Origin of the sequence: Brevibacillus sp. B_LB10_24 (genome assembly GCF_046036945.1) — a bacterium.
Classification (GTDB): Bacteria; Bacillota; Bacilli; order Brevibacillales; family Brevibacillaceae; genus Brevibacillus_C.
In genome coordinates this window covers 481729-503953 of sequence record NZ_JBJQOQ010000001.1, presented here as the reverse complement: position 1 = coordinate 503953, position 22225 = coordinate 481729, and the positions used below count along the sequence as shown (strand labels likewise).

The 22225-nt window shown below is 54.9% G+C and carries 27 protein-coding genes; 10 read left to right on the top strand and 17 right to left on the bottom strand.

The window, feature by feature from the left end; translation table 11 throughout:
• Positions 1–8: 8 nt before the first annotated feature.
• Complete coding sequence (locus ACI7RC_RS02575; protein WP_408106636.1) at positions 9–326, bottom strand: iron-sulfur cluster biosynthesis family protein; 318 nt, start codon at positions 324–326, stop codon at positions 9–11.
• A gap of 161 nt (positions 327–487) precedes the next feature.
• On the opposite strand from ACI7RC_RS02575, the gene ACI7RC_RS02570 reads away from it, so the two are divergent.
• On the top strand, positions 488–1633 hold the full coding sequence (locus ACI7RC_RS02570; protein ID WP_408106635.1) for a DUF2515 family protein: 1146 nt from the start codon (positions 488–490) through the stop codon (positions 1631–1633).
• Positions 1626–2576 carry a hypothetical protein gene (locus ACI7RC_RS02565; RefSeq protein ID WP_408106634.1) on the top strand — a complete coding sequence of 317 codons (951 nt, stop codon included), beginning with the start codon at positions 1626–1628 and terminating at the stop codon, positions 2574–2576. Before ACI7RC_RS02570 ends, ACI7RC_RS02565 begins: the two co-directional genes overlap by 8 nt.
• 58 nt (positions 2577–2634) lie before the next feature.
• Here ACI7RC_RS02565 and ACI7RC_RS02560 read toward each other — a convergent pair whose 3' ends face one another.
• The 5 genes from ACI7RC_RS02560 to ACI7RC_RS02540 form a co-directional block, all read right to left on the bottom strand.
• A complete protein-coding gene (locus ACI7RC_RS02560) occupies positions 2635–3447 on the bottom strand; it encodes a DUF1444 family protein (RefSeq protein WP_408106633.1) in 813 nt (270 codons plus the stop codon).
• Between the two features lie 23 nt (positions 3448–3470).
• Positions 3471–4583 (bottom strand): DUF3900 domain-containing protein, encoded by a 1113-nt coding sequence (locus ACI7RC_RS02555; RefSeq protein ID WP_408106725.1) that lies wholly within the window; start codon positions 4581–4583, stop codon positions 3471–3473.
• Between the two features lie 144 nt (positions 4584–4727).
• Positions 4728–4883, bottom strand: a complete 156-nt coding sequence (locus ACI7RC_RS02550) for a hypothetical protein (RefSeq protein WP_408106632.1) — start codon at positions 4881–4883, stop codon at positions 4728–4730.
• A 12-nt stretch (positions 4884–4895) separates the two neighbouring features.
• Positions 4896–6122, bottom strand: a complete 1227-nt coding sequence (locus ACI7RC_RS02545) for a DEAD/DEAH box helicase (protein ID WP_408106631.1) — start codon at positions 6120–6122, stop codon at positions 4896–4898.
• A 127-nt stretch (positions 6123–6249) separates the two neighbouring features.
• Complete coding sequence (locus tag ACI7RC_RS02540; RefSeq protein ID WP_408106630.1) at positions 6250–6390, bottom strand: hypothetical protein; 141 nt, start codon at positions 6388–6390, stop codon at positions 6250–6252.
• A gap of 138 nt (positions 6391–6528) precedes the next feature.
• On the opposite strand from ACI7RC_RS02540, the gene ACI7RC_RS02535 reads away from it, so the two are divergent.
• The 3 genes from ACI7RC_RS02535 (at position 6529) to ACI7RC_RS02525 (ending at position 8661) form a co-directional block, all read left to right on the top strand.
• Positions 6529–7590: a phosphodiester glycosidase family protein gene (locus tag ACI7RC_RS02535; RefSeq protein ID WP_408106629.1), complete on the top strand. Its 1062-nt coding sequence runs from the start codon at positions 6529–6531 to the stop codon at positions 7588–7590.
• A gap of 136 nt (positions 7591–7726) precedes the next feature.
• Complete coding sequence (locus ACI7RC_RS02530; RefSeq protein ID WP_408106628.1) at positions 7727–8152, top strand: MarR family winged helix-turn-helix transcriptional regulator; 426 nt, start codon at positions 7727–7729, stop codon at positions 8150–8152.
• A 2-nt stretch (positions 8153–8154) separates the two neighbouring features.
• Positions 8155–8661 (top strand): hypothetical protein, encoded by a 507-nt coding sequence (locus tag ACI7RC_RS02525; RefSeq protein WP_408106627.1) that lies wholly within the window; start codon positions 8155–8157, stop codon positions 8659–8661.
• 41 nt (positions 8662–8702) lie between these two features.
• On the opposite strand, the gene ACI7RC_RS02520 is transcribed toward ACI7RC_RS02525, so the two are convergent.
• Positions 8703–10274 (bottom strand): ABC-F family ATP-binding cassette domain-containing protein, encoded by a 1572-nt coding sequence (locus ACI7RC_RS02520; RefSeq protein WP_408106626.1) that lies wholly within the window; start codon positions 10272–10274, stop codon positions 8703–8705.
• Between the two features lie 174 nt (positions 10275–10448).
• Here ACI7RC_RS02520 and ACI7RC_RS02515 point away from each other — a divergent pair, with 174 nt between their 5' ends.
• Together ACI7RC_RS02515 and ACI7RC_RS02510 are read left to right on the top strand one after the other, a co-directional pair.
• Positions 10449–10589 carry a small acid-soluble spore protein P gene (locus ACI7RC_RS02515; protein WP_408106625.1) on the top strand — a complete coding sequence of 47 codons (141 nt, stop codon included), beginning with the start codon at positions 10449–10451 and terminating at the stop codon, positions 10587–10589.
• A 125-nt stretch (positions 10590–10714) separates the two neighbouring features.
• Positions 10715–11467: a hypothetical protein gene (locus ACI7RC_RS02510; RefSeq protein WP_408106624.1), complete on the top strand. Its 753-nt coding sequence runs from the start codon at positions 10715–10717 to the stop codon at positions 11465–11467.
• Between the two features lie 67 nt (positions 11468–11534).
• On the opposite strand, the gene ACI7RC_RS02505 is transcribed toward ACI7RC_RS02510, so the two are convergent.
• The 7 genes from ACI7RC_RS02505 to pdhA form a co-directional block, all read right to left on the bottom strand.
• Positions 11535–11888 carry a fluoride efflux transporter FluC gene (locus tag ACI7RC_RS02505; protein WP_408106623.1) on the bottom strand — a complete coding sequence of 118 codons (354 nt, stop codon included), beginning with the start codon at positions 11886–11888 and terminating at the stop codon, positions 11535–11537.
• Between the two features lie 14 nt (positions 11889–11902).
• Positions 11903–12277 (bottom strand): fluoride efflux transporter CrcB, encoded by a 375-nt coding sequence (crcB, locus tag ACI7RC_RS02500; RefSeq protein ID WP_408106622.1) that lies wholly within the window; start codon positions 12275–12277, stop codon positions 11903–11905.
• Between the two features lie 91 nt (positions 12278–12368).
• On the bottom strand, positions 12369–12794 hold the full coding sequence (locus tag ACI7RC_RS02495; RefSeq protein ID WP_408106621.1) for a hypothetical protein: 426 nt from the start codon (positions 12792–12794) through the stop codon (positions 12369–12371).
• A 57-nt stretch (positions 12795–12851) separates the two neighbouring features.
• Positions 12852–14264 (bottom strand): dihydrolipoyl dehydrogenase, encoded by a 1413-nt coding sequence (gene lpdA, locus ACI7RC_RS02490; protein WP_408106620.1) that lies wholly within the window; start codon positions 14262–14264, stop codon positions 12852–12854.
• A 4-nt stretch (positions 14265–14268) separates the two neighbouring features.
• The gene (locus ACI7RC_RS02485) at positions 14269–15645 is read right to left on the bottom strand and encodes a dihydrolipoamide acetyltransferase family protein (protein ID WP_408106619.1); all 1377 of its coding nucleotides are present in this window, start codon (positions 15643–15645) and stop codon (positions 14269–14271) included.
• Positions 15646–15723: 78 nt separating this feature from the next.
• Positions 15724–16704: an alpha-ketoacid dehydrogenase subunit beta gene (locus ACI7RC_RS02480; RefSeq protein ID WP_408106618.1), complete on the bottom strand. Its 981-nt coding sequence runs from the start codon at positions 16702–16704 to the stop codon at positions 15724–15726.
• A gap of 3 nt (positions 16705–16707) precedes the next feature.
• Entirely contained in the window at positions 16708–17793 is a 1086-nt protein-coding gene (gene pdhA, locus ACI7RC_RS02475) for a pyruvate dehydrogenase (acetyl-transferring) E1 component subunit alpha (protein WP_408106617.1), read from the bottom strand.
• Positions 17794–18062: 269 nt separating this feature from the next.
• Here pdhA and ACI7RC_RS02470 point away from each other — a divergent pair, with 269 nt between their 5' ends.
• On the top strand, positions 18063–18797 hold the full coding sequence (locus ACI7RC_RS02470) for an alpha/beta hydrolase (protein WP_408106616.1): 735 nt from the start codon (positions 18063–18065) through the stop codon (positions 18795–18797).
• Positions 18798–18833: 36 nt separating this feature from the next.
• Here ACI7RC_RS02470 and ACI7RC_RS02465 read toward each other — a convergent pair whose 3' ends face one another.
• Entirely contained in the window at positions 18834–19028 is a 195-nt protein-coding gene (locus ACI7RC_RS02465; RefSeq protein WP_408106615.1) for a hypothetical protein, read from the bottom strand.
• Between the two features lie 125 nt (positions 19029–19153).
• Between ACI7RC_RS02465 and ACI7RC_RS02460 the strand changes: the two genes are divergently transcribed.
• Both ACI7RC_RS02460 and ACI7RC_RS02455 read left to right on the top strand, forming a co-directional pair.
• On the top strand, positions 19154–19855 hold the full coding sequence (locus ACI7RC_RS02460) for a response regulator transcription factor (RefSeq protein ID WP_408106614.1): 702 nt from the start codon (positions 19154–19156) through the stop codon (positions 19853–19855).
• On the top strand, positions 19852–20844 hold the full coding sequence (locus ACI7RC_RS02455; protein WP_408106613.1) for a sensor histidine kinase: 993 nt from the start codon (positions 19852–19854) through the stop codon (positions 20842–20844). Before ACI7RC_RS02460 ends, ACI7RC_RS02455 begins: the two co-directional genes overlap by 4 nt.
• A gap of 59 nt (positions 20845–20903) precedes the next feature.
• Here ACI7RC_RS02455 and ACI7RC_RS02450 read toward each other — a convergent pair whose 3' ends face one another.
• Both ACI7RC_RS02450 and ACI7RC_RS02445 read right to left on the bottom strand, forming a co-directional pair.
• Positions 20904–21668, bottom strand: a complete 765-nt coding sequence (locus tag ACI7RC_RS02450) for an ABC transporter ATP-binding protein (RefSeq protein ID WP_408106724.1) — start codon at positions 21666–21668, stop codon at positions 20904–20906.
• 50 nt (positions 21669–21718) lie between these two features.
• On the bottom strand, positions 21719–22222 hold the full coding sequence (locus ACI7RC_RS02445) for an RNA polymerase sigma factor (RefSeq protein ID WP_408106612.1): 504 nt from the start codon (positions 22220–22222) through the stop codon (positions 21719–21721).
• Positions 22223–22225: the final 3 nt, after the last annotated feature.

The window sequence follows — 22225 nt, the reverse complement described above, 5'->3', positions numbered from 1 at the left end:
TTTTTCACTCAACTCCAGCGTTCGCGCAGTCTCAGCCCGTAGGCGAGTATCTCGCCGGGTGTGATCAGCTTAAACCCCTGCTGCTCCACGTAGTCAATCTTCAATTGAGAAGCTCCGATAAACTGCTCCGTCTCCGGATCTACGGCGATTGACAGTCCGTCCAGCCCGGTGAGCCTGTCTGCGCTGCCGGGTTCGTCCCAGACGAGACTGTACTCTACGTTCATCCCGCAGCCGCCGACGAGCTCCCCGTTAACACGCAGAACACTGCCAGCCGGTTCGGTGTCTTTGATCTTTTCTCGTGCCGTTTTTGTCACTTCGATGTGCATAGTAATCCCCCCTCTCTACTGTAGTCAATAGAAGCGAATGCCGCAAGCTGTGTTCCCGCATGAGTCAGCCGGGCGCATTTTGCATATGATGGCAAAAAAGCGGAGAGCCTAGGTACTATGCGAAAGTGGTGCCCATGCAGCAGGATAGGGGGAATTTGCCGATGTCCACAGCAACCGAAACTGCTCAAGACCTGATTCACAAAATCCGGCGTTTCACCGCACTTGCCAACCGCAACAACCTCACGAGGACGGCTGCATACCTGTCGTTTTATCGCCGTCATCCGGAAGTAGACTGGGCCTTGCTCGCTCATCTGGTGTCCCGAAACGGCGGCTGGAGCATGACTGATCTGCGCGGCGATTGGCTGCCTAGGCTGCTTGCCGACGAAAAAACCGTCGCTTTTTTTGCCTTCCTGGAACGCTCCAACTGGCTCATCTTTCACGATGCCTACGCACAGCTTTTGCTGTACGAACGGATGAAAGCAGACAAACGGGATTTGACCCACTTGCTGCCCCCACTGGGCGTCTCCCGCTTCATGATCCCGCTCTGGCAGGAATTCCTAAGTAACGGGGACGCCACCCGGCTGACCCGCGGCTTGATCGTCAACGAGCAGCAGTACATCCACCAGCGGGTGGTGCAGCAGACTTTCTACCGGGAAGAGGTGCTCCAGTCCTTTCCCTTTCTGGCGCAATGCATCCTCTCGCTCAATCAAGTCTTGTTTCCTTACCGCGATCAGGACTGCTCCGGCCCACCCAAGCTGATTGGCATCGCCATCCGTCATTTTTCTTCTGTCACAGAGCGAATCGAAGCGGGAAAGGCTTTATATACGCTCCTCTTTTCCCATCGCGACACTCTGCAAAAGATCAAGACCTGGGCCTATCAGACTCCTCACACCGGCTCGCGTGCGGATTTTTGGCCCCACCTGTTCACACCTGTCAGGGCCACCGGAGCAGCAGCTGTGTACACGAAGCGGCTGTCAGGCGACAACCTGCTGGCCGGCCAGCCCAAGCTTTACAGTCCCCGCTTGAACGACGTTTGGGCGGACAGCGAGCAGCCGGCCGCTGACGGGACGGATTGGTACCGCGACGAGAAGTGGCTTGCTTACCTCGATGACCACGGCGACCATGTTCTCGATCCGGGCACTCCGCTGACCTCTTTGGTAAAAAATATCCAGCTCTTTTTTAGCAAACCGGGCGATCCCCTGCTGATGATGACCCAGGATGACTACGTCCAGGGGCTTAATCTGACAGATGCCGGCATTTGGCTCGCCGAGAAGCTATTCCATAGTGAGGAAAAAACAGATGAGTGAACGCCAGAACAGCCAAAAAGCTTTTATGCTGCGTTGCCAGCTGCCGAGCGGCACCTTTCGCCTGGCACCGCACAGCGACGTAATCAACCCTTACTTCACCAACATCGCGCTGACCGCTCTCGTCGAACTGGGCGAGGCAGATGCCGTCATGCGCCATCTCATGTGGTACCTCAACCACGTGACCCCCCGCGGCTACGTCAACGACTTTCGGCTGCGGGGAGAAGAAGAATGCGACACGGGCAAAGCGGACAGCGAAGACAGCTACCACGCCACTTTTTTCAGCCTGCTGCGAGTCTGGATCGAACGTACTGACCATCCAGACTGGCCTGCCGGCGTCCATGACAAACTGGCTGATATGCTGCGAGCACTGCTCCGCCTGCAGCAGCCGGACGGGTTGACCTGGGCGAAGGGGTCGTGGAGAGTAAAGTATCTGATGGACAACTGCGAAGTAGCGCAAGGGCTGGCCGATGCCAGTTGGATCTTCGCCAGACTGGGGGACGGCGAGCTCGCCGGACTGGCGCTTGAAAAAGCCGAGCAGTGCCGCCAGGGCATCCTGTCTGCCTATAGCGTAAAAAAGCAGTGTTTTCCCGTATACGATCGGGTGCTGCCCAACTGGAGGAAGTGGTACCCCGATGCCACGAGCCAGGCATTTCCCATCCTCTACGGCATCATCCCTGCAGCCGGTCCGATCGCTTCACACCTGTATGGATGCCTGACAGAACATTTCCCCTACTACGACAGCTTTATCACTGGCGATTTTTTTCCTTGGATGGTGATGGGCGAGTGGGCGGACAAAATGGGGGATCGGGAGCGATGTGTACGCATGCTCGAGCAAGCGGAGCAGCTGTACGTGTACGGCCCCCGACAAAGGTACTGGCTGCTGCACGAAGCCGGGCGCTTTCTGCGGTTGTCCCGGCAGACCGGGATGCAGCTGCCGGATTGACAAATCCGCCTGCAGCGAAATCCGAGGCATCCGCGGATGGAGCGTCAGTCCCTACGCTTTACTTTTTGACGATCAGATAGGGCTCCAGTTCGCCGTCTTTGTAAGCAAAAGGGATCGGCGTGATCGGGACGTCTCCCTTAGACGCAAAGTCGTACGCGAGGCGGGCGAGCAGCTCTGCTCCCTTCGCATCTTGTATATCAGCGATGATCAGGGAGTCTTGGTGCGGAACGGCCGCGCCGAGCATGACGCCCTGTTTCTGCCGGTCGTAATCCTCCAAGAGACCGGGAAGCAATATCCGGCTCGCCGCATATCCGTCTTGCGAACTGATAAAATACAGCCGGTTTCCGCCAAGCTCCTGGGTTCGTACAGGCACGTCAAGCCGCTGCAGATTGGCCATCGCCAGCTGGTGAAGTCCCTGTACATCCCATTTCGCTTCGTCCAGCATCGCTTGATCGATAATCAGGTAGCCCTTCTCCTGATCCAGGGCGTAGACGATGACTGTCTCCGCTGTATGCGGACGGGAGACAAGCTTGGGAGCCGCAAATGAGCTGTGGCGCAGAACCGGATAAATCCGCTGTTCCTGTCCATGCAGGCTGCGATTGGCCAGGGTGCCCTGAACCCCTGCCACAACCCGTTCAACAAAAGCGTGAAGGGCTGCCCGCCTTTCCTCAGGCTGCTGCTGGACGCGGGCAAACAGTGAGGTGAGCGAAAGGATCCGCTGTGCCGCCTCTCCTTCACGGACCAGGGTCAATTGGTCGGGTTGATCGGCGCTTTCACGGCAGCTCCACCCGTTTGGCAACGCGCGGTTGATGAGCTCTGCCACCCGCCTTCTCAACGAGTTTTGCGTGCGCTGCTGATGTTCCTCAGGCATGGTATCCTCCTTTCCGCACCGGCTTACCACGGCGGGTTGTCTTCAGGATCGTCGATTGGCCGTTCTGCAGCGGCGGCGGTCTGTGAGCGCTGTTCCAATTCCCGGACGATCTCATGGAGCTGTTTGGGCTTGAGGAATTCTACCGGTGATACCCCCCGCTCAAATTCCAGCATCTCCCCTTCGAGCAGAATCAGGTAGCGTCCATTGCTTTTGGCGATATGAATCTGGGTACCGTAATCAGCCAGCAGCGTTTTTACACTCATGTGGTCCAGTTTCAGCTTCAATTCCAACTGCGGCTGGCTATCAGCGATGATCTGCGCCGCTTCCAAGACGGTTTCATGATCCCACTTTTCCGCCAGCGCCCGCTTGGGACTGGCGGCCATCAGCTCCACCGCTTCCTCCTCCCGCTGCCGTTCCTCGGACTCATCCGGGAACGTCTGCTCAATATACTGCCGGGCCAAAGAGACGACTTCCCGGGAGACGATCTCGCCAACGGTCTCTGGATACTGGATGTACTTGAGAAATTCCTCGAAATAGCGGGCGTGGGAGAACTGATGGATCTTGACTTGGTACTCGTCCACCATGCCCGGCTCGATCAAGTGCGGGTAGAGAATAGACTTCATATTTTTCGCGTTGATCGCCATGTTGACATTGGCGATTAAGCTTTTTTCATCGGTTATCACTGCCGTTTTCTGTTCAAAATCGCACTTGAGGATAAACAAAAAGCGGTCATCGTAGCGTTCCAAAACTGCTTTGACGAACAGCAGCACCCCGCTCCGCACCTGCGATGTGCGCAGATAAGACTGAACGAACGGCTCGCAGGCGGCGGCAAATTCCTCGGGTGTTGCCGCTTGCCGCGCTTTCTGAAACAGGGCGTAATTGGGATTCGAGTCGAGTGTAAAGCCCTCTTCAATGACAAACTGCCCCAGCTTTGTCGGACTTCCCTCGCTGCGCGGATTCTGCTCTGCCTTGCGCTTGGCAATGCGGGAAAATTCTCCCTCCAAAAACGGGCGCAGCTCGCTTTGCTGATACTCTTCACGAGAGAGCGTCCTGCCAAGCCGAACGCGTTTGGGACTGCTCTCTTCCTCCTGTTGTTCAATCAAGTAAAACGATACACAATCAATCAAAAAATTCATCAACAAAATCTCCTTGCGGTTGGCCTCTGCCTCCTGACGTTCATGCCGCAGCAATGCCATGATTATACCATTCCTTTTGATGGTTCCGCCATCCGAGCGACAAAAAGCAGCGCGCAAGGGTGCGCCGCTGCTCTGCTAATAGATCTATTCCTTTATCTCCTGCTGTCTTGCCTGCTCCATCCGCTGCTTCAGCTCGGATGCTTCCCGTCTCAGCGTTTGCCGCTCGTTTTTGGATAAATCCTCGCCGCCAGCCACTCCATTCACGAGCAAATTTTCTTCGTACAGGCGGTCCTTTCGCACTCCGTTCCCTCCTTAAAGCGTTCGATTTTCTTTACGCTTATACTTTGAACGAAATGCGGGATTCTTATGTGTCTGCTCCGTCCCTTGGTTTTTCTGCGGCCGCAGCTGACTCGGTTCCACCAGTGCCCCGTGTGTCATGACCCGTTCCTCGATGGGAATCCCTGTTTTTTTGGAGAATTTCTCCACAATAAACAATTGCTTCGGTGTCAAGATGGAAAAGACAAGTCCCGCTGCACCCATCCTGCCGGTACGCCCGCTGCGGTGCAGGTAAGCGTCAGCGTCGGCGGCAGGGTCGAAGTGAACGATCAGCTCCACTTCAGGAATGTCAATTCCGCGCGCAGCCACATCAGTCGCAATCAGGACGGGGTATCGGCCCTCGCGAAATGCAGTGAGCGCCTGCTCCCGCTCCAGCTTGCTCGAATCGCGGTGAATCAGCCGGCATTCCAGTCTGTGATAGCTCAGCTTGGCCTGAATTTCCTCTACCTTGTCCAGCTCATTGACAAACACGATCGCTGCCTTGGCGTTGACCAGCCGCAGCAGCCGGCGCAGCGTATCCACTTTTTTGCGCTCCTCGCTGCGCAGGAAAAAATGCAGGACGCTGTATCCCCCTGTCGGAGCCTCCGCTTTGATCAGCTCCGGATCGGCTGTCTGTGCCAGCAGCAGTTCCCTAACAGCATCGGGTATCGTTGCCGAGAAGAACAACCGCTGAGTGTCGCGCAGCGTCCGTTTCAGGATCTCCTGAACAGGGCCGGCAAATCCCGGGTCCAGCAGACGATCCGCTTCGTCCACCACGACGCTCTTTACCTGGTGGAGCTTTAGCTTTCGCTGTTCAACCAATTCCTTTACCCGCCCGGGAGTGCCTACGACCACAGCGGGATGTGTCTTCAGCTTTTCGATTTGCCGTTTGGGGTCGGCCCCGCCGATCAAAGCGACGACGGTCCGGTCTAATGTATGTACAAGCACTTCCGCTTCCCGGGCAATCTGCATGGCCAGTTCATGGGTAGGTGCCAGGATGAGCACTTGCAGCTCTTTGTTGTTCTCGTCGAGCCGCTCACACAGGGGCAGCAGGTATGCCAGCGTTTTACCCGTTCCCGTCGGGGATTCCGCAATGACGTTTCTTCCGGCGAGTATGGCGGGTATCGCCTTCTGTTGAATGGGGGTGGGGCTCGTTATCTGTTTTTCCGCTAGAACATTCATCAATGGCAGCCGCAATTGAAACGGCAAAACCTGGTCTTCCACAAACATCCCTCTTCTCACAGCAATCAATTGTCGCACTGGTAGCATACCACGACAGAATCGCGAAAGAAAGCATAAATGGGGCCGTTTTCCAGGTTTAAAACCGCCCCATGCCTTCCCTTGGCCGATCCTAAGTGTTGGTGTCGAGGCGGGTTTCCCGCTTTTCCATCTTGTCGTGGCGATCCTTCTCGGAGTGCTGGTTGTGACTGCCTGGCGGATTCTTCCGGTATTCCTCTACCTTCTGTTGAAATTCTTTATCAAAACCGCGCAAGGGTAAATCACCTCCCGCTTGTATTGTTCCCCCCGCGGGGCGGCTCATGCTAAAGGGAAAAAGTGAAACTTTTGTCCTGACGGATCGTCATATAGGGTGCCGGCAGTGCAAAACGGACAAAGGGTGGCAAAGACGAATATGGCAGAACTTTCACGAGTCAGACAAACGCGAAGAAAAGCAAGAACCAAAAGAAGACGCCGCTGGAAGCTGGTATTTTTATCCTTTTTATCAACTTGCTTTCTGTTCGCTTCGGCAGCCCTCTTCTTTTTGTTCGCAACAGACACCGGGACGACACTGCGCGAGTGGGTGGCCGGGACGCTGCTGACAACCCAGCATGATTACCTGGCCCGCTACACCTTTTTGCCGGAAGAAAAACTTCGGGAATTAAAACGGGAGATCTCTTACCCGACTGTCGTCAACTCGGCGGCAGCAGAACAGCGAAAGCAGCAGGAGTGGACCGACACGCAAGACCCCCCGCCCCAACCGGAGAAACCGCGGGAACTCGTTGAAGTCAAGCCGGTCGAAGTTGACCGGGGGACATACTACTTTCGCGGGAAAATGATGCTGATCTCCGACCCGAATCGGGTCCATCTGCTTGTGACCAAACGGACAGAACGGGGTGACTTGCTTGATGAATTTGCCAAGCAATACAAAACGCTCGGCATCGTCAACGCCAGCGGCTTTTACGACCCGGACGGATATGCCAAGGGACAGCGGGCTTCCGGGCTGTTGATCCACGATGGAGTGCTCCTGCAGGAATACGACCCGCGGACCGGTGAAACGGCACTCGGGCTGACGTACGACGGCAAGCTGATCACAGGCAGCTACACCGGAAAACAGCTGCTCGCGATGGGCGTCCGGGATGCGATGAGCTTCCGGCCGCAATTGATCGTGGACGGCAAAAACCTGTTCGCAGGCAAACCGGCACAGAGCTGGGGCATTCAACCGCGAACGGCGATCGGGCAAAAAGCGGACGGAACCATCGTCTTTCTCGTCATCGACGGCCGCCAGCCCAACCATTCGATCGGGGCCAGCATGAATGATGTGGCAGATGTCCTGGAGCGGGAAGGCGTCGTTACGGCGATGGCGATGGACGGCGGCTCCAGCTCGATGATGCTGGAAAACGAAGAACCGATCACCAGGACGGCTTGTCCCTATCCCCGCGGCCGGTTCCTGCCAAACGCATGGGCAGTCTATTGAGAAAAAGGGCGGATGATCCGGGTTCAACTTTAAGGTTGATCTCGGTGTTCCGCCCTTTCCTGTTTGACACCCGAGGCGGCTGATTTTATAATGGTCATAGCAACTATCGTCATGATCACTATCAGGGAGGCTGCCATTGGAATTAGAAAAGTATATTGGCGTTATCGTCCACCGGGCGGATTTAAAGCTGAACAATTACTATCAAAAGGTGGTCAACCCTTTCGATATAACGGTGGACCAATGGGAAATTTTGGTTATCCTCTGGGAAAAGGAGGGGATCACGCAAAAAGAGCTTGCAGAAAGGCTCTACAAGGATCAGACAAACATCGCCCGAATGCTGCACAAGCTTGAAAAAAAAGGCTTTATTCACCGCGTAACACATGAGACGGACCGCAGATCGCTGCGCGTGTACTTAACTGCCAAAGGCCGGGACATCAAGGACGACATCCTTCCCCCCTCGATCGAAGCCTACAAGAAAACGATCGAAGGGTTAACCGAGGAAGAAGTAGAGACATTTCGAAGAATCCTGGCTGTCATGTACAATAACGTGAAGGATCTGTAGAAATGCAGCTTCGTCATAATGAGAAGCTGCGGACATATAGTTGCCATGACAACTATAGGCAAGACTATTATCATATACTTGCTATGGCAATTACCGCCTTGGCAAGTATAGAGGGGTGGAACTATGGAATTACCGCCGGTATCGGTTTCATGATTGTTGGCGTGTCACTGGTCATGGCGGCTGTAGGACTTGAGAGCGGCGGAATCGTTTTTGCCATGATTTCGCAGATATGTACCGGCTTCGGCATTGGCCTCGCCAATCCGACTACAGGTGCCATTGCGCTGCAGCACGCACGACCGGGCGAGGAAGGCGAGATTTCCGCTCATCTTCAATTCGTCGACGCCTTTTGTCCGGGACTGGGCATCGGTATAGGCGGAGCTTTCATCGCTCTCTGTGAGCACTTTAACAAAGGGATCTTATCAGGAATCATGCTGGCTTTGCTTTTGCAGCTGGTATTCGCAATATGGAGCTTCATCATTTTCTTCCGCATTGCCGAAAGAAAGCCATGAAAAAAGCTTCCCGTCACAGGGAAGCTTTTTCGTGCAGCACATTAGACCCGCATCGCGCTTTTCGCCGACTGATTGGCCCACTCTTCGACATTCCAGACCCGGGTCACCCAGTCCTGATAAAATTCCGGTTCGTGGCAGACGAGCAGCACCGTGCCTTTAAACGCGATCAGCGCCCGTTTCAGCTCTTCCTTGGCGACAACGTCAAGATGGTTGGTCGGCTCGTCAAAAATCAGCCAATTGCTCTCCCGCTGCAGCAGCTTGCACAGCCGAACCTTGGCTTGTTCGCCCCCGGATAATGCCGCCATGCTGCGGTTGATATGGTCATTGGAGAGCCCGCAGCGAGCAAGCGCACCGCGCACCTCGTGATTCGTCAAATGGGGAAAGTCATTCCACATGTCGTCAAGCGCTGTGACAGCTTTCGGCTTAACCTCCTGCTCGAAGTAAGCGGGGAACAGGAAATCGCCCCGCTCCAGTTTTCCGCCAAGCGGCGGGATGATCCCGAGCACAGTCTTCAACAGCGTGGATTTCCCCACTCCGTTCATCCCGACGACCGCTACTTTTTCTCCCCGTTCCAGACTCATCGTCAATTTTGGCATCAGCGGATGAGAGTAACCGATTTCCAGGTCTTCCGCTTCAAACAAGTATCGTCCGCTGGCGCGTGCCTCTTTAAAGATGAAGCTAGGTTTGGCCGCCGTCTCCGGCTTGTCGATCCGCTCCATCCGATCCAGCTGCTTTTGCCGGCTCTTGGCCCGGCCGCTGGTCGAGGCCCTTGCTTTGTTGCGGGAGATGAAGTCCTCCATCTTGGAGATTTGTTCCTGCTGCTTTTCGTACGCGTCGAAATGCTGGCTGCGTTTCATCTCCGACTGGGCGAGGAATGACTCGTAATTGCCGGTGTATCGCGTCAGCTTTGTGAACTCGAGGTGGTAGATCACGCCTACAACCTCGTTCATAAAGGATGTATCATGGGAAATCAGGATAAACGCGTATGGGTAATTCTTCAAATAATTTTTCAGCCAGCCGATGTGTTCATCGTCCAGATAGTTAGTCGGCTCGTCGAGCAGCAGAACCGTCGGTTGGGAGAGCAGCAGCTTGGCTAACAGCACCTTGGTCCGCTGGCCGCCGGATAAGGCCGTTACGTCCCGATCCATGCCGATTGCATCCAGCCCCAGGGCGTTGCCGATTTCATCCACCTTGGCGTCGATCAGGTAAAAGCCGCTCGTCTCCAGCCGTTCCTGAATCTCGCCCATCCGCTCCAGCAGCTGTTCCAGTTCTTCCGGACCAGCCTCGGCCATTTGCTCGGCGATTTTCATATTCTCCGCTTCCAGTTCGAGCAGAGGAAGAAAAGCTTCCTTCAAGACGTCGCGAATCGTCTTCCCCGCCGCCAACTTGGTATGCTGGTCCAGGTAGCCGTATTCCACCTTCGGCATCCACTCAATTTTGCCTTCGTCCGGAATCAGTTGGCGGGTGAGCAAGCCCATCAGCGTCGACTTGCCCGTTCCGTTCGCGCCGACAAGTCCCACATGCTCTCCTGGCTGCAGCCGAAAGGACACCTCTTTAAACAAGGTCCGATCGGCAAATCCGTGCGATACATTTTCTACGATCAAAACGCTCATGTGATCCTCCTAAAATTACTGCATATCTACTCATTGTAATCGATGGGAAACCGGATAAACAACAGGAAAATGACGTCTGCACCGCGTTACCGGAATCTCTTCCAATCGACCCATTTTTTTAACCGCATGCACCTGGGACACCCTTTCACATACTACCAGCAAGGAGCTGATCCCATGCGCAAAGAACCAACAGAAAATCCGCACCAGACGTACAACAACCAGTACCGCCCGGAACAGACCGGCGAACCGCTGTCCGGATCGAAAAAAGTAAAGCAAGCCAACCATTCGCGGCAAGTGATGACACGAGAAGGCTAGGGGCAACCCGGCCTTTTGTCATTTGTGTTTGCTCAATTTTTGCATTTTTACGAAAGGTCGTCGTTGAATTGTCCCACATTCCTGCGTATGATGAGAAAAGGAGAAAGCGCGAGGAGGAAAAAACGATGATCACAATTGGCCTAACCAAGATGCAGAACATGCGACCTGTTGTACGCTACGGCGTCTCTCCCTTGTTCGAGATGGCAGTCAGCTTGCATACGCTCAGCAGCCAGTCGCCGCCTATCCAGCATTACAACTGGGTAAAACAAACGATTGACCGGCTTCGGCAAGAAAATTTGTACCGGGAATTTCTGTACTTTTCTCCCTTGTTCATGGAATCGACTCCGCGCTTTTTCGATCCGGATGCGACTGATCATGTCAAGGGTGTGGACGACCTTTACGAGTATTTGCTCGCACTGCCGCAGGGAGAGTTCGTCGAAGGGGTAAACGAAGCGCTTCTCGCCGCCAAAAAGGGCTCCGCTGACATCATTTACCCGATTGAAAAGGGGCTGCGAGACGATCCGGCCGTGATCAAAAGCAGATTTACCCTGTTAACGGCTTCCTACCTGCAGGCGGTCTTCATGGCAAAATGGGAAGAACTGGCTCCCAAGCTGGTGGCCGAGGTAGAGTGGGCCGAGCAGGAGTTGTCCACAGCAAACGATGTCGGAGTGTTTTTACAACGTCTGGTTCCAGAGATAGGCTATAACGAGGAAGACAATCACCTGCTGATTCAACAGGAGGACGGGGCAGAAGCTCACTACGACATCACGGACATCGTCTTTCAGCCCAGCCTCTTTTTCTCTACACCTCCCAGGTACTCCCTTTCAGGGAAGACGCTGCACGTCACCTACAATGTAAACAGCCGTAGAGTCGAATAGCAGAAGCGACTCAACAAGCCGCTGCAGCCGATTTTCTCCGTCTGACGGAAAAAATCGGCTGCACTTGCTAGGAGAGGCCGCCCCCCGCCCAGTATCCGGCAAAGGCCAGCAGGATCCCGACGGTATAGCTCACCGCCAGATTGACTGCGGCAATCACGCGTCCTGCCTGCAGGCTCTCCCAGTTTAACGTTGAAAATGTGGTGAAGGCGCCTGTGAAGCCCGTTCCCAGAAACAGCAAGGCAGCCGAAGTGAGTCCTGTCCCCGTCAGCCACCCCAGCAGGAACGAGCCAAGCAGATTGACCGTCAGCGTTCCATAGGGAAACCGGCCGGGGACTTTTCTCCCCATCCAGCGGGTAATGCCATAGCGCAGGATCGCACCCAAAAATCCGCCTGCAGCCACCAGAAAAACTTGCCACTGCATTCGTACGTCCCCCTTTAGCCTTTCTTGGCCACAGCCGAGCGATATCCCAGCCAGGCAAGCGCCAGGCCGCCCCATAGGCTAGTCATGACGTATAGAAGCGCGGTCAGGGAATGTCCGGTGTGAACCAATTGAACCGTTTCCACGCTGAATGTTGAAAATGTCGTAAAGGAACCGATCAGGCCAGTCGTGATTCCGAGACGCAGCCATTCCGGTACAGGCCTGCCAACGACCCGGGTAGAAAACCAGGCCAGCACAAAACAGCCGATGTAATTGGTGACCAGCGTGCCAAGCGGAAAGGGGCCTGCCCACCACTCATGCGACCACAACCCTATGTAATAGCGCAGTAATGCTCCAATCGAACCTGCCAAGCCGATAACAAGGTACGCCATCTCTTTTACCGCTCCTACGATTGTTTCGCCGAACAGCAAACTCCCGCCTGGAAGAGATGGGCAGGAGTCTTTCACGAGCTTATGCCTATGCTTAAAACGGCAGAGGGGCAAACTTGACTGCCACCATCAGCAGGATGACCAGATCCAGCACCAGGCTCAAGACAAACGCCTTCTTTGCGCTGGCCTGGAACGATTCGTTTCGGCCTGCCGTATCCTTGACCGTTTTCAGCGCCTTGGAGATGATTCCGAGAAGAGCGGCAATCGCCAGAAACAGGATAAAGACAATCACGAGCCATAGCGTAATCCGGAATCCCCCGGCCCAGTATACGGCTAGTCCCGTTATAATGGAAACAATCAAAACAAAATGCGGAATCCGCAAGAGACCCGCCAGCTTGCCGGCGCGCTGCGCTGCTGCCTGAGCGTCCCTCGAAGCCAATGTTCCCGTGCCAAACGGCAAAAACAGGCAGAGCAGAATGAGAACAGCAGCCAACCGGTGGATCATAAACATCGCAACCATAGTTTCCCTCCTTACAACAATGGGAGAAGGGATTGTCCCCTTCTCCCAGTATTATACCTATTTATTTAACACATGGATAGGGCGTCCAAGCGTCATTTCTGCCGCTTCGACCGTCACCTCGGCCAAGGTCGGATGGGCGTGGATGGTCAGCTCGATATCTTCGAGCACAGCCCCCATCTCGATGGCTAAGCCCATCTCCGCAACGAGATCGGACGCCCCCGGTCCGACGATTTGCGCTCCAAGCAGGACATGTGTCTCCTTGTCGGCGATCAGCTTGATGAAGCCCTCGCCCGCGTTGACCGAAAGCGCACGGCCATTGGCAGCAAACGGGAAACGGCCGGAGATGATGTCGAGTCCCTGTGCCTTCGCATCGCTTTCGCTCAGTCCTACACTGGCGATTTCCGGATCAGAGAAGACAACGGCTGGAATCGCCTTGTAATCCACTTCCGCCGGATGTCCGGCGATCGCTTCCGCGGCTACCTTGGCTTCATAAAACGCTTTGTGCGCCAAGGCCGGCCCCTCGACGATGTCGCCGATGGCATACACGTTCGGAATGCTGGTTTGACCTTGTTTATCTACTTCGATCAAGCCCTTGTCAGTCAGCTTCATGCCGATATCGCGAACGCCCAATTCATCCGTATTGGGTCGGCGGCCTACAGTGACAAGCACGTATTCCGCTTCAAAGGTCTTGGCCTCGCCTTTTACCTCAGCCTTGACGACCACGCCGCTCTCCGTCTCTTCCATTCCCTGGGCCAATGCCTTCGTATGGATTTCCACATTGGTTTTCTTCAGCTTCCGTTCGACCCAACGCGTCATTTCCGCTTCAAATCCAGGAAGAATGCGGTCGCCGCCTTCCAGAATCGTCACTTTTGTACCGAAACGGGCATACATGCTGCCCAATTCGACGCCGATGTAGCCGCCGCCGATGACGACCAGGCTCTTCGGCACTTCAGCGAGGTTGATCGCTTCCGTGGACGAGAGCACGCGTTTGCCAAACGGGAAGGCTGGCAGTTCGATCGGACGAGAACCGGTTGCGATAATGCAGTGGTTAAACCGGTAGCGGTTGACATCGTAGCCGTGGAAGACGCGAACTTCGTTTTCGTTGACGAACAGCGCTTCTCCCTCGATCACTTGAATCTTGTTTCCTTTAAAGAGCGAGCTGACACCGCCGGTCAGTTGTTTGACAATGCCTGCTTTCCACTCCTGCACTTTGGCGAAGTCCACTTTCACGTTCTCGGCGCTGATTCCCATCGCCTGCGCGTTATGCATCTCCTCATAGGTGTGCGAGGCGTGGATCAGGGCTTTGGAGGGGATACAGCCGACGTTGAGGCAGACGCCTCCGACAGCCCCTTTTTCCACGACGGTGACGGTTTTGCCGAGCTGTGCGGCACGGATGGCCGCTACATAACCGCCTGGACCTGCTCCAATAACCAGTACGTCGACTTCAGTCGTAAATTCTCCCACTACCATGTGCTTATCCCTCCATGACCAGCAGTGTCGGGTTTTCCAACAGCTGTTTCAGGTAGTTGACGAAGCGCTGTGCCGGTTCTCCGTCAATCAGGCGGTGGTCAAAGCTCAGCGACAGCGACAGGACGGGTGCGACGACGATCTCGCCGTTTTTCACCACCGGTTTTTCTGCGATTCGGCCTACGCCGAGGATCGCTGCATCCGGATGATTGATGATCGGGGTAAAGAACATGCCCCCGGCTGAGCCGATGTTGGTGATGCTGAAGGTGGAGCCTTTCAGCTCGTCGGCAGACGCTTTGCGGTCGCGGGCCTTTGTCGCCAATTCGTTGATTTCCGCTGAGATTTCAAAGATGGATTTGCGGTCTGCCGCCTTCACGACGGGCACGAGCAGTCCGTCGTCGGTAGATGTGGCAATGCCGATGTTGTAGTATTTTTTATAGATAACTTCTTGTTTTTCATCATCCAGCGAGCTGTTCAGTACCGGGAACTTCTTCAGCCCGGCTACAACAGCTTTGACAATGAACGGCAGGTACGTGAGCTTGAGGCCTTGTTCCTCGGCCAGCGCTTTTCCTTGCTTGCGCAGTGCGACCAGCTCGGTCACGTCCACTTCGTCGAAAATCGTCACGTGCGGCGCTGTATATGCCGATTTGACCATTGCTTTGGAGATCGCTTTGCGCATGCCCTTCAGCGGTACGCGTTCTTCCATTTCGCCCGCTTGCGCCGTGTAGTGAACGGTCGGAGCCGCTGCTGCAGCTGCCGGAGCAGCCGGTGCTGCCGTCTCTGCTGCCGGTTGTCCTGCTGCTGGTACTGGTGCCGCTGCCTGCGCCACGCCGCCGGAGAGGAAGCTGTCCACATCTTGGCGCGTGATCCGGCCCAGTTTGCCGGTACCCGGTACCAGTGCGATGTTCACGCCCTTTTCCCGCGCGTATTTGCGCACGGACGGGGTTGCCAGCACATGCTTGCGGTCCACCGGTGCTGCAGTCGCTACAGCCGCTGCGGCTGCCGGCGTGTCAAGCGGCTTGTTTGCGTTTTCGCTGATCTGAGCACCAATGTCACAGCCCGGCTCCATGCCGCCGGCTGCCGGTTCGCTTTTCTCCTCTGCCGCAGGCGCTTCCCCGTGCACCGGCAGATTCGGCACTTCCCCTTCCGCCTCGAAGACGACCAGCGTATCGCCGACGACGGCAACGGTTCCTTCCGAGACCTTCAGCTCCAACACTTTTCCTTTTACAGGGGACGGAATTTCCACGACAGCTTTGTCATTTTGCACTTCTAAAATGACTTGGTCTTCCTCTACCGTATCGCCCTGCTTCACGTGCCACTTGACGATCTCGCCTTCGTGGATTCCTTCCCCGATATCCGGGAGTTTGAATTCAAAACGACTCACACGTGTTCCCTCCTATTCAAATTCGCTTTGCAACTCGCGGAAAAGAAGGCGGAAAGCACTCTTTCCGCCGTTATATCATTAAAAATCCAGTACTTTATTCAGAGCTTCAACGACGCGCTTCGCATCCGGAAGCCAGATGTCTTCTGCTTGGGCAAACGGGTAAACCGTGTCCGGAGCGGTCACGCGCAGTACGGGAGCCTCCAGATGCAGGATGGCTTTTTCGTTGATTTGCGCAATGATCTCAGCGGCAACGCCGGAGGTTTTTTGCGCTTCCTGGACGACGATCGCACGGTTCGTCTTTTGTACCGAAGCGATGACCGTATCCATATCGAGCGGGTTGATCGTGCGCAGGTCGATTACTTCTACTTTGGCTCCACGCGCCTTTTCCAGCTCTTCCGCCGCTTTCAGGCTGGTGTGAACCATGGCGCCGTAGGTGATGATCGTCACGTCGCTGCCTTCACGCACCACGTTGGCACGGCCGAGCGGGATCGTGTACTCCCCTTCCGGCACTTCGCCGCGGAACGAACGGTACAGCTTCATGTGCTCCAGGAAAATGACCGGATCGTTGTCGCGGATGGCAGAGATTAAAAGACCTTTGGCATCGTATGGCGAGGAAGGAATTACGACCTTTACGCCAGGCGTTTGCAGGAACAATCCTTCGAGAGAATCGGCGTGTAATTCTGGCGTCTTCACCCCGCCGCCAAACGGCGAACGGAACGTGATCGGGCTGTGGTAACGTCCGCCCGAACGATAGCGCATCCGCGCTGCCTGGGAGGCGATAGCGTCAAACGTCTCAAATACAAACCCGAAAAACTGGATCTCGGCAACCGGACGGAAGCCGTTGACGCCCAAACCGACTGCAAGTCCGCCAATACCAGATTCCGCCAAAGGAGTGTCGAACACGCGGTTCTCGCCAAATTCAGCCTGAAGGCCGTCTGTGGCGCGGAATACGCCTCCGTTCTTCCCGACGTCTTCCCCGAACACAAGTACTGTTTCATCGCGCTTCAATTCGGTGCGCAGCGCATCCGTTATCGCTTGAACCATTGTCATCTGTGCCATCGGTTACTTCGACTCCTTCTCCAGGTATTCTGCCTTCTGCGCTTGCAATTCTGCCGGCAGTGTTTCGAACATCACGTCAATCAAGTCGGTCACTTTCATTTTCGGATATTCGTCCGCTTTCTTCATCGCGTCGGCAACCGCCTGTTTCGCTTCTTCGATGACCGCTTCTTCGTCTTTTTCGCTCCACAGTCCCTTGCCTTCCAGGAACTTGCGGAAGCGGATCAATGGGTCGCGCTGTTCCCATTCACCTTGTTCTTCCCCTGTGCGGTAGCGGGTCGGATCGTCCCCGGCCATCGTGTGGGGGCCGTAGCGATAGGTCAAAGCTTCAATCAAGGTCGCTCCGTCGCCGGCCAGGCCGCGCTCCTTCGCATCTTGAACGGCTTTGTACACCGCAAGAATGTCCATTCCATCCACCCGTGCGCTGGCAATGCCGGCAGCCTTTGCCTTCACAGCGATATTTTCAGCGGCCGTCTGCTTTTCGAATGGAACCGAAATCGCATAGCCGTTGTTTTGCGAGAAGAAGATGGCAGGAAGTTTGTAGACTCCGGCGAAGTTCATACCCTCGTAGAAGTCGCCTTGAGAGGTAGCTCCGTCACCGAAGTAGGTAATCGCTACGCGCTTTTCGTTGCGCAGCTTGAAGCCCATGGCAACGCCAGTCAACTGGGTGCACTGGGCTGCAATGATAATTTGCGGCATGAGAACGTTTACGCCCTCGGGAATTTGACCACCATGTACATGACCGCGAGAATACAGGAAGGCCTGATACATCGGAAAACCATGCCAGACCATTTGCGGAATGTCGCGATAGCTGGGCAGGACAAAGTCTTCTTTGGCAAGGGCCGCTTCCGAACCGATCATCGCTGCCTCTTGTCCGGCAACAGGAGCGTAGAAGCCAAGCCGTCCTTGGCGGTTTAAGCTGATCGCGCGCTGATCCCACACGCGGGTAAACACCATTTTACGCATTAATTCACGCAATTCGTCATCAGATAACTGAGGCATCATCTCTGGTCGAACGACCGTACCGTCTGGGGCCAGAATTTGCAACGGATTGTTGTTGCTGGCTTGCTCTACAGCGGTTGAAACACTCATCATCTTCACCTCTTCTATCAAAATAGAGTGGAAAAACATGGGAAAACGGCCGTTTTCAGCAACCGTTTTCATTTCTGTTATAGTGCAGGGATGTTGTCTGTTCATATTGTTGCAACAGCTCTATAACAGGCTTTATTTCTACCCTGTTATCATTTAATATAAATTCTGTATCAATTTTTTTCAAGCGTTAAAGTGCAACTTCTTCCGAAAACGGCTATGATGTTGTTCCTACCTAACCATGAAAGCCTTGCGAACTGAGGTGTGTGCCGATGACAGATTACATGAAGCGAACCATCGTCAAACAAGAGGTGCCGAGCGGGATACTCGGGGAATCGCGGCCGGTAAAAGTATACCTTCCCCCCGGATACAACGACATGCTCTCCTACCCTGTCCTTTACTGCCAGGACGGCAATGACTTTTTTACGATGGGGCGGATCGCCACGACCGCCAACAAGCTGATCCTCGAAGAAAATATGCAGCCGATGATCATCGTCGGGGTTTCCGTCGAACGTAGGAAGCGGACGAGCGAATACTCTCCGGTCGGAGAGCTCAACGCCTCCTACAAACAGTTCTTCGCCACGGAGCTGCTCCCTTATATCGAATCTAACTTTCCGGTCAGGCGACAGCCGCAGGATCGGGTCTTGGCCGGCGATTCGCTTGGCGGAACAGTCTCGCTGCACCTGGCCATGGATTATCCCGATCTGTTCCACAACCTGCTTTCGCTCTCCGGCGCATTCCTCTCGCCGACGGTAGAGGGCATCCGCACGGCGGCCGACATGCCCCGCCTGAACGCCTGGATGATTGTCGGCCTGCAGGAAACCAGCGTTGAGACACACATGGGGACGTTTGACTTCGTGTACTGGAACCGGGAGGCAAAAGAAGCGTTGGAACGGAAAAAAGTCCGCGTCACCTATGCGGAACTGCGCGGCGAACACACATGGGGCCTGTGGCAGCAGGTGCTCCCGAACGGTCTGCGCCACTTTTTCCCGGCAACCGGCTTGTGACGCACCACCATTATGTACAAGGCGGGACGGGGGATGTTAGTAGACCCCGTTGATCTCCCGGATATCTGCATAATCGTAACGACGGCCATCGCGCATGACGATTCCCTGGTGGTCGGCGTGTTCAATCTCGCCGGCCACCTGTTGTTCGTTGGCCAGCACAATGTTGACTATCTTGCTTTCGTCCCGGTGCAGCTGTTTTTGCACCAGTTCACGCTGCTTCGCCGATATCAACTGTGACCCTCCTTTGGCAGAAAGTGTTTTTCTCTAGTATCCCAACTCCCACTCTTGTTTAACCCCGGATTTGCCATCGGATCGCCGAAAGCGGCCATACTTGACCAGGATGAGGAGGCTATACCATGTACACGATCATGATCGTCGAAGACGACTTTAAAATAGCAGAACTGCTTCGGACCCATATCGAAAAATACGGTTATCGGGCCGTTATCGCGAGGGAATTCGGCAGGATCCTCGCCCTGTTTGGCGAGGTGAACCCCGACATGGTTCTGCTGGATATCAACCTGCCGGAGTACGACGGGTATTACTGGTGCCGACAGATCCGCAGCCAGTCCAAGTGCCCGATCATATTCATCTCGGCCCGGGCTGGAGATATGGATCAAATCATGGCATTGGAAAACGGAGCGGATGATTACATCGCCAAACCGTTTCACTACGAAGTCGTCATGGCAAAAATCCGCAGCCATTTGCGCCGCACCTACGGGGAGTACGCCTCTCGCAATGAAGAACGAATCGTCGAACACGCCGGACTCACTCTATTCCCGGAGCGAATGGAAGCCGGCTTGAACGGCAAGGTCGTATCCCTGACGAAAAAGGAGTCAGATTTGCTGGAGATGTTGATGAGCCGCTACCCCCGTGTGGTGAGCCGGGAAACGCTGTTGGAAAAACTGTGGGATGACCAATCGTATGTCGACGACAATACGCTGAACGTAAACATTACCCGCGTCCGTAAAAAGCTGCAGGAACTCGGAATCGAGGATAGTATCGAAACGGTGCGCGGCTCCGGATATCGCTTGACCGTGTCGTGGGGGGAAGATCAGTGAAGCTTTTCCTTCGCGAGTCACTCCCCCTGTTCTTGGTTAATTTGGCCCAATTGCTGATCGTCTCGCTAACCTTCTGGCTGTCCGGCTCCTGGAACACGAAGATCACCTTGTACGGGCTGTTTCTGGGGATCTTCCTGCTCGCTTGTTACCTCGTTTACCGCTATGTAAGCAATCGTTATTTTTACCAGCGTTTGTCAACCCAGCTTGAATCATTGGATGCGTTCTCGATGCCGGCAGGTTCGGGACCGCTTAACCAGGCGCTGCATCGGCTTATGCAGGGCCAGTACCGCCTCTACCAAGCCAAGATACACGACTACGACCGAAAAAAACGGGAACATGTGACGTTTATCTCCCAGTGGGTCCATCAGATGAAAACGCCTCTTTCCGTCATCTTGCTAACTGTGCAGGAGGAGGACGACCCGCGTTCCCAGAGCATCCGGGAAGAGGCTGACCGGCTGGCCAAGGGACTGGAGATGGTCTTGTACGCGACCCGGATGGACGTGTTCGAGCAGGACTTTCGCGTTGAGCGCGTCGTGCTGCGGGAGCTTGTTCACAAGGTAATCCAGGAAAACAAGCGGCTGTTTATTCGGAATTACGTCTATCCCGATTTGCAGGTGGAGCCCGGCCTGACCGTGGAATCGGACGCGAAGTGGCTCTTCTTCGTCGTGGGTCAGCTGATCACCAATGCCATTCGCTACTCCTCCGGGAGCCAGCAAAACATCACCGTGTCCAGCGCCATCCGCGGGAACAGCGTGGTACTGGAGGTCCGCGACCGCGGCGTCGGCATTCCTTCGGCGGACATCAAACGTATCTTCCGTCCCTTTTTTACCGGAGAAAACGGCCGGGTCTTTCAGGAATCGACGGGGATGGGGCTGTACCTGGTGAAGGAGATCTGTACGCGCCTCAACCACCTGGTCGAAGTAGAATCTGAAGTGGGCGTAGGGACAGTCATGCGGATCGTGTTTCCGAACGCCAGCCAGCAGCGATAAAAAAGCAGCCGCTTCCCTCTCAAGAAGCGGCTGGGCTCTTTTCTGGCGCAACGAAAAACTCACAGGCGAACGCCCGACAGATCAGCGGCATTCCCGCCCAAGAGCGACAGCACATCGATGATCTGCTGGAAGAAGGCCTGGCGGTTTTCTCCGCGGTGAATTTCGTTATACAGTTCCCCGTCTTTGATGAAGACGACACGGTCGCAGTAGCTGGCGGACGACGCATCATGGGTGACCATCATCATCGTGGTGCCGTCCGTCCGGTTGATCTGCTCCATCGTTTCCAGCACGTCCCGGGATGCTTTGGAATCGAGGTTTCCCGTCGGCTCATCGGCCAGAAGCAGCTTGGGTGCGTGAATGATCGCCCGGGCGATGGCGGTTCGCTGCGCCTGACCGCCGGAGATTTCATAGATCCGCTTGTCGAGGATGTGTTCGATGCCAAGCTTCGCTGCGGCCTCTGCTACCCGCCGGTCCATCTCTTTCACACTGACACCGTCCAGCGTCAGCGGCAGGACGATGTTTTCCCTGACTGTCAGCGTATCCAGCAGATTGAAATTCTGGAACACAAAACCCAGCTCCCGCCGGCGGAACAAGGCCAGCTGGCTTCTTTTCAACTTATGGGGGTTTTTCCCGTTGATCAATACCTCTCCCGATGTCGGTGAATCGATCGTCGACACCATATTGAGAAACGTCGTTTTTCCGCTGCCGGACGGGCCCATGATCCCGACAAATTCTCCCTGTTCAATCGTCATATTGATGTTGGTGAGGGCTCGGTACGAAACCTTCCCTTCGTAGATTTTCGTGACATTGACCACTTGCAGCATGTCCATTTGTCTGTCTCCTTCCTTTTTGACCAGCTTTTTTCTTCATCCATCTAGGCCATCGATCCCGCTGCCTGTCTGTAGTGTTGGATAAACTGCTTTCTCGCCCGAAAGATTTTGATTTTGACACTGTTCGAAGAGCATCCTGTCAAATCGGCTATTTCTTTGTAGCTGTATCCGTAATAGTCTCTTGCAAGTATGACATTTCGGTAGTGAACGGGCAGTTTCCCCAGCACCTGCCGGATCTCCTCGGTGAGTTCGACATCTTGCTCAAAAGCCCGGCCCGTTTGCAATTGGCCGATGGTTTCTTCATCCTCGTACAAGGCCGGTTTGGCTTTCCTCCAGCTGTCGATCAGTTTGTTCCTGGCGCTTTGCCTGAGATACTGTTTGGTATATCGCAAATCGATCAGCAGATCCGATTTATTGATCAGGGTGGCGAAGATATCCTGAATGATGTCCTCGATCAGCTGCTTATCCGGCGTCTGGGTCGAGAGGAAATTCAGCAAATACCGGTAATGCTCTTTGTACATCTGTTCAATTTGCTGGACTCGTTCCATCTT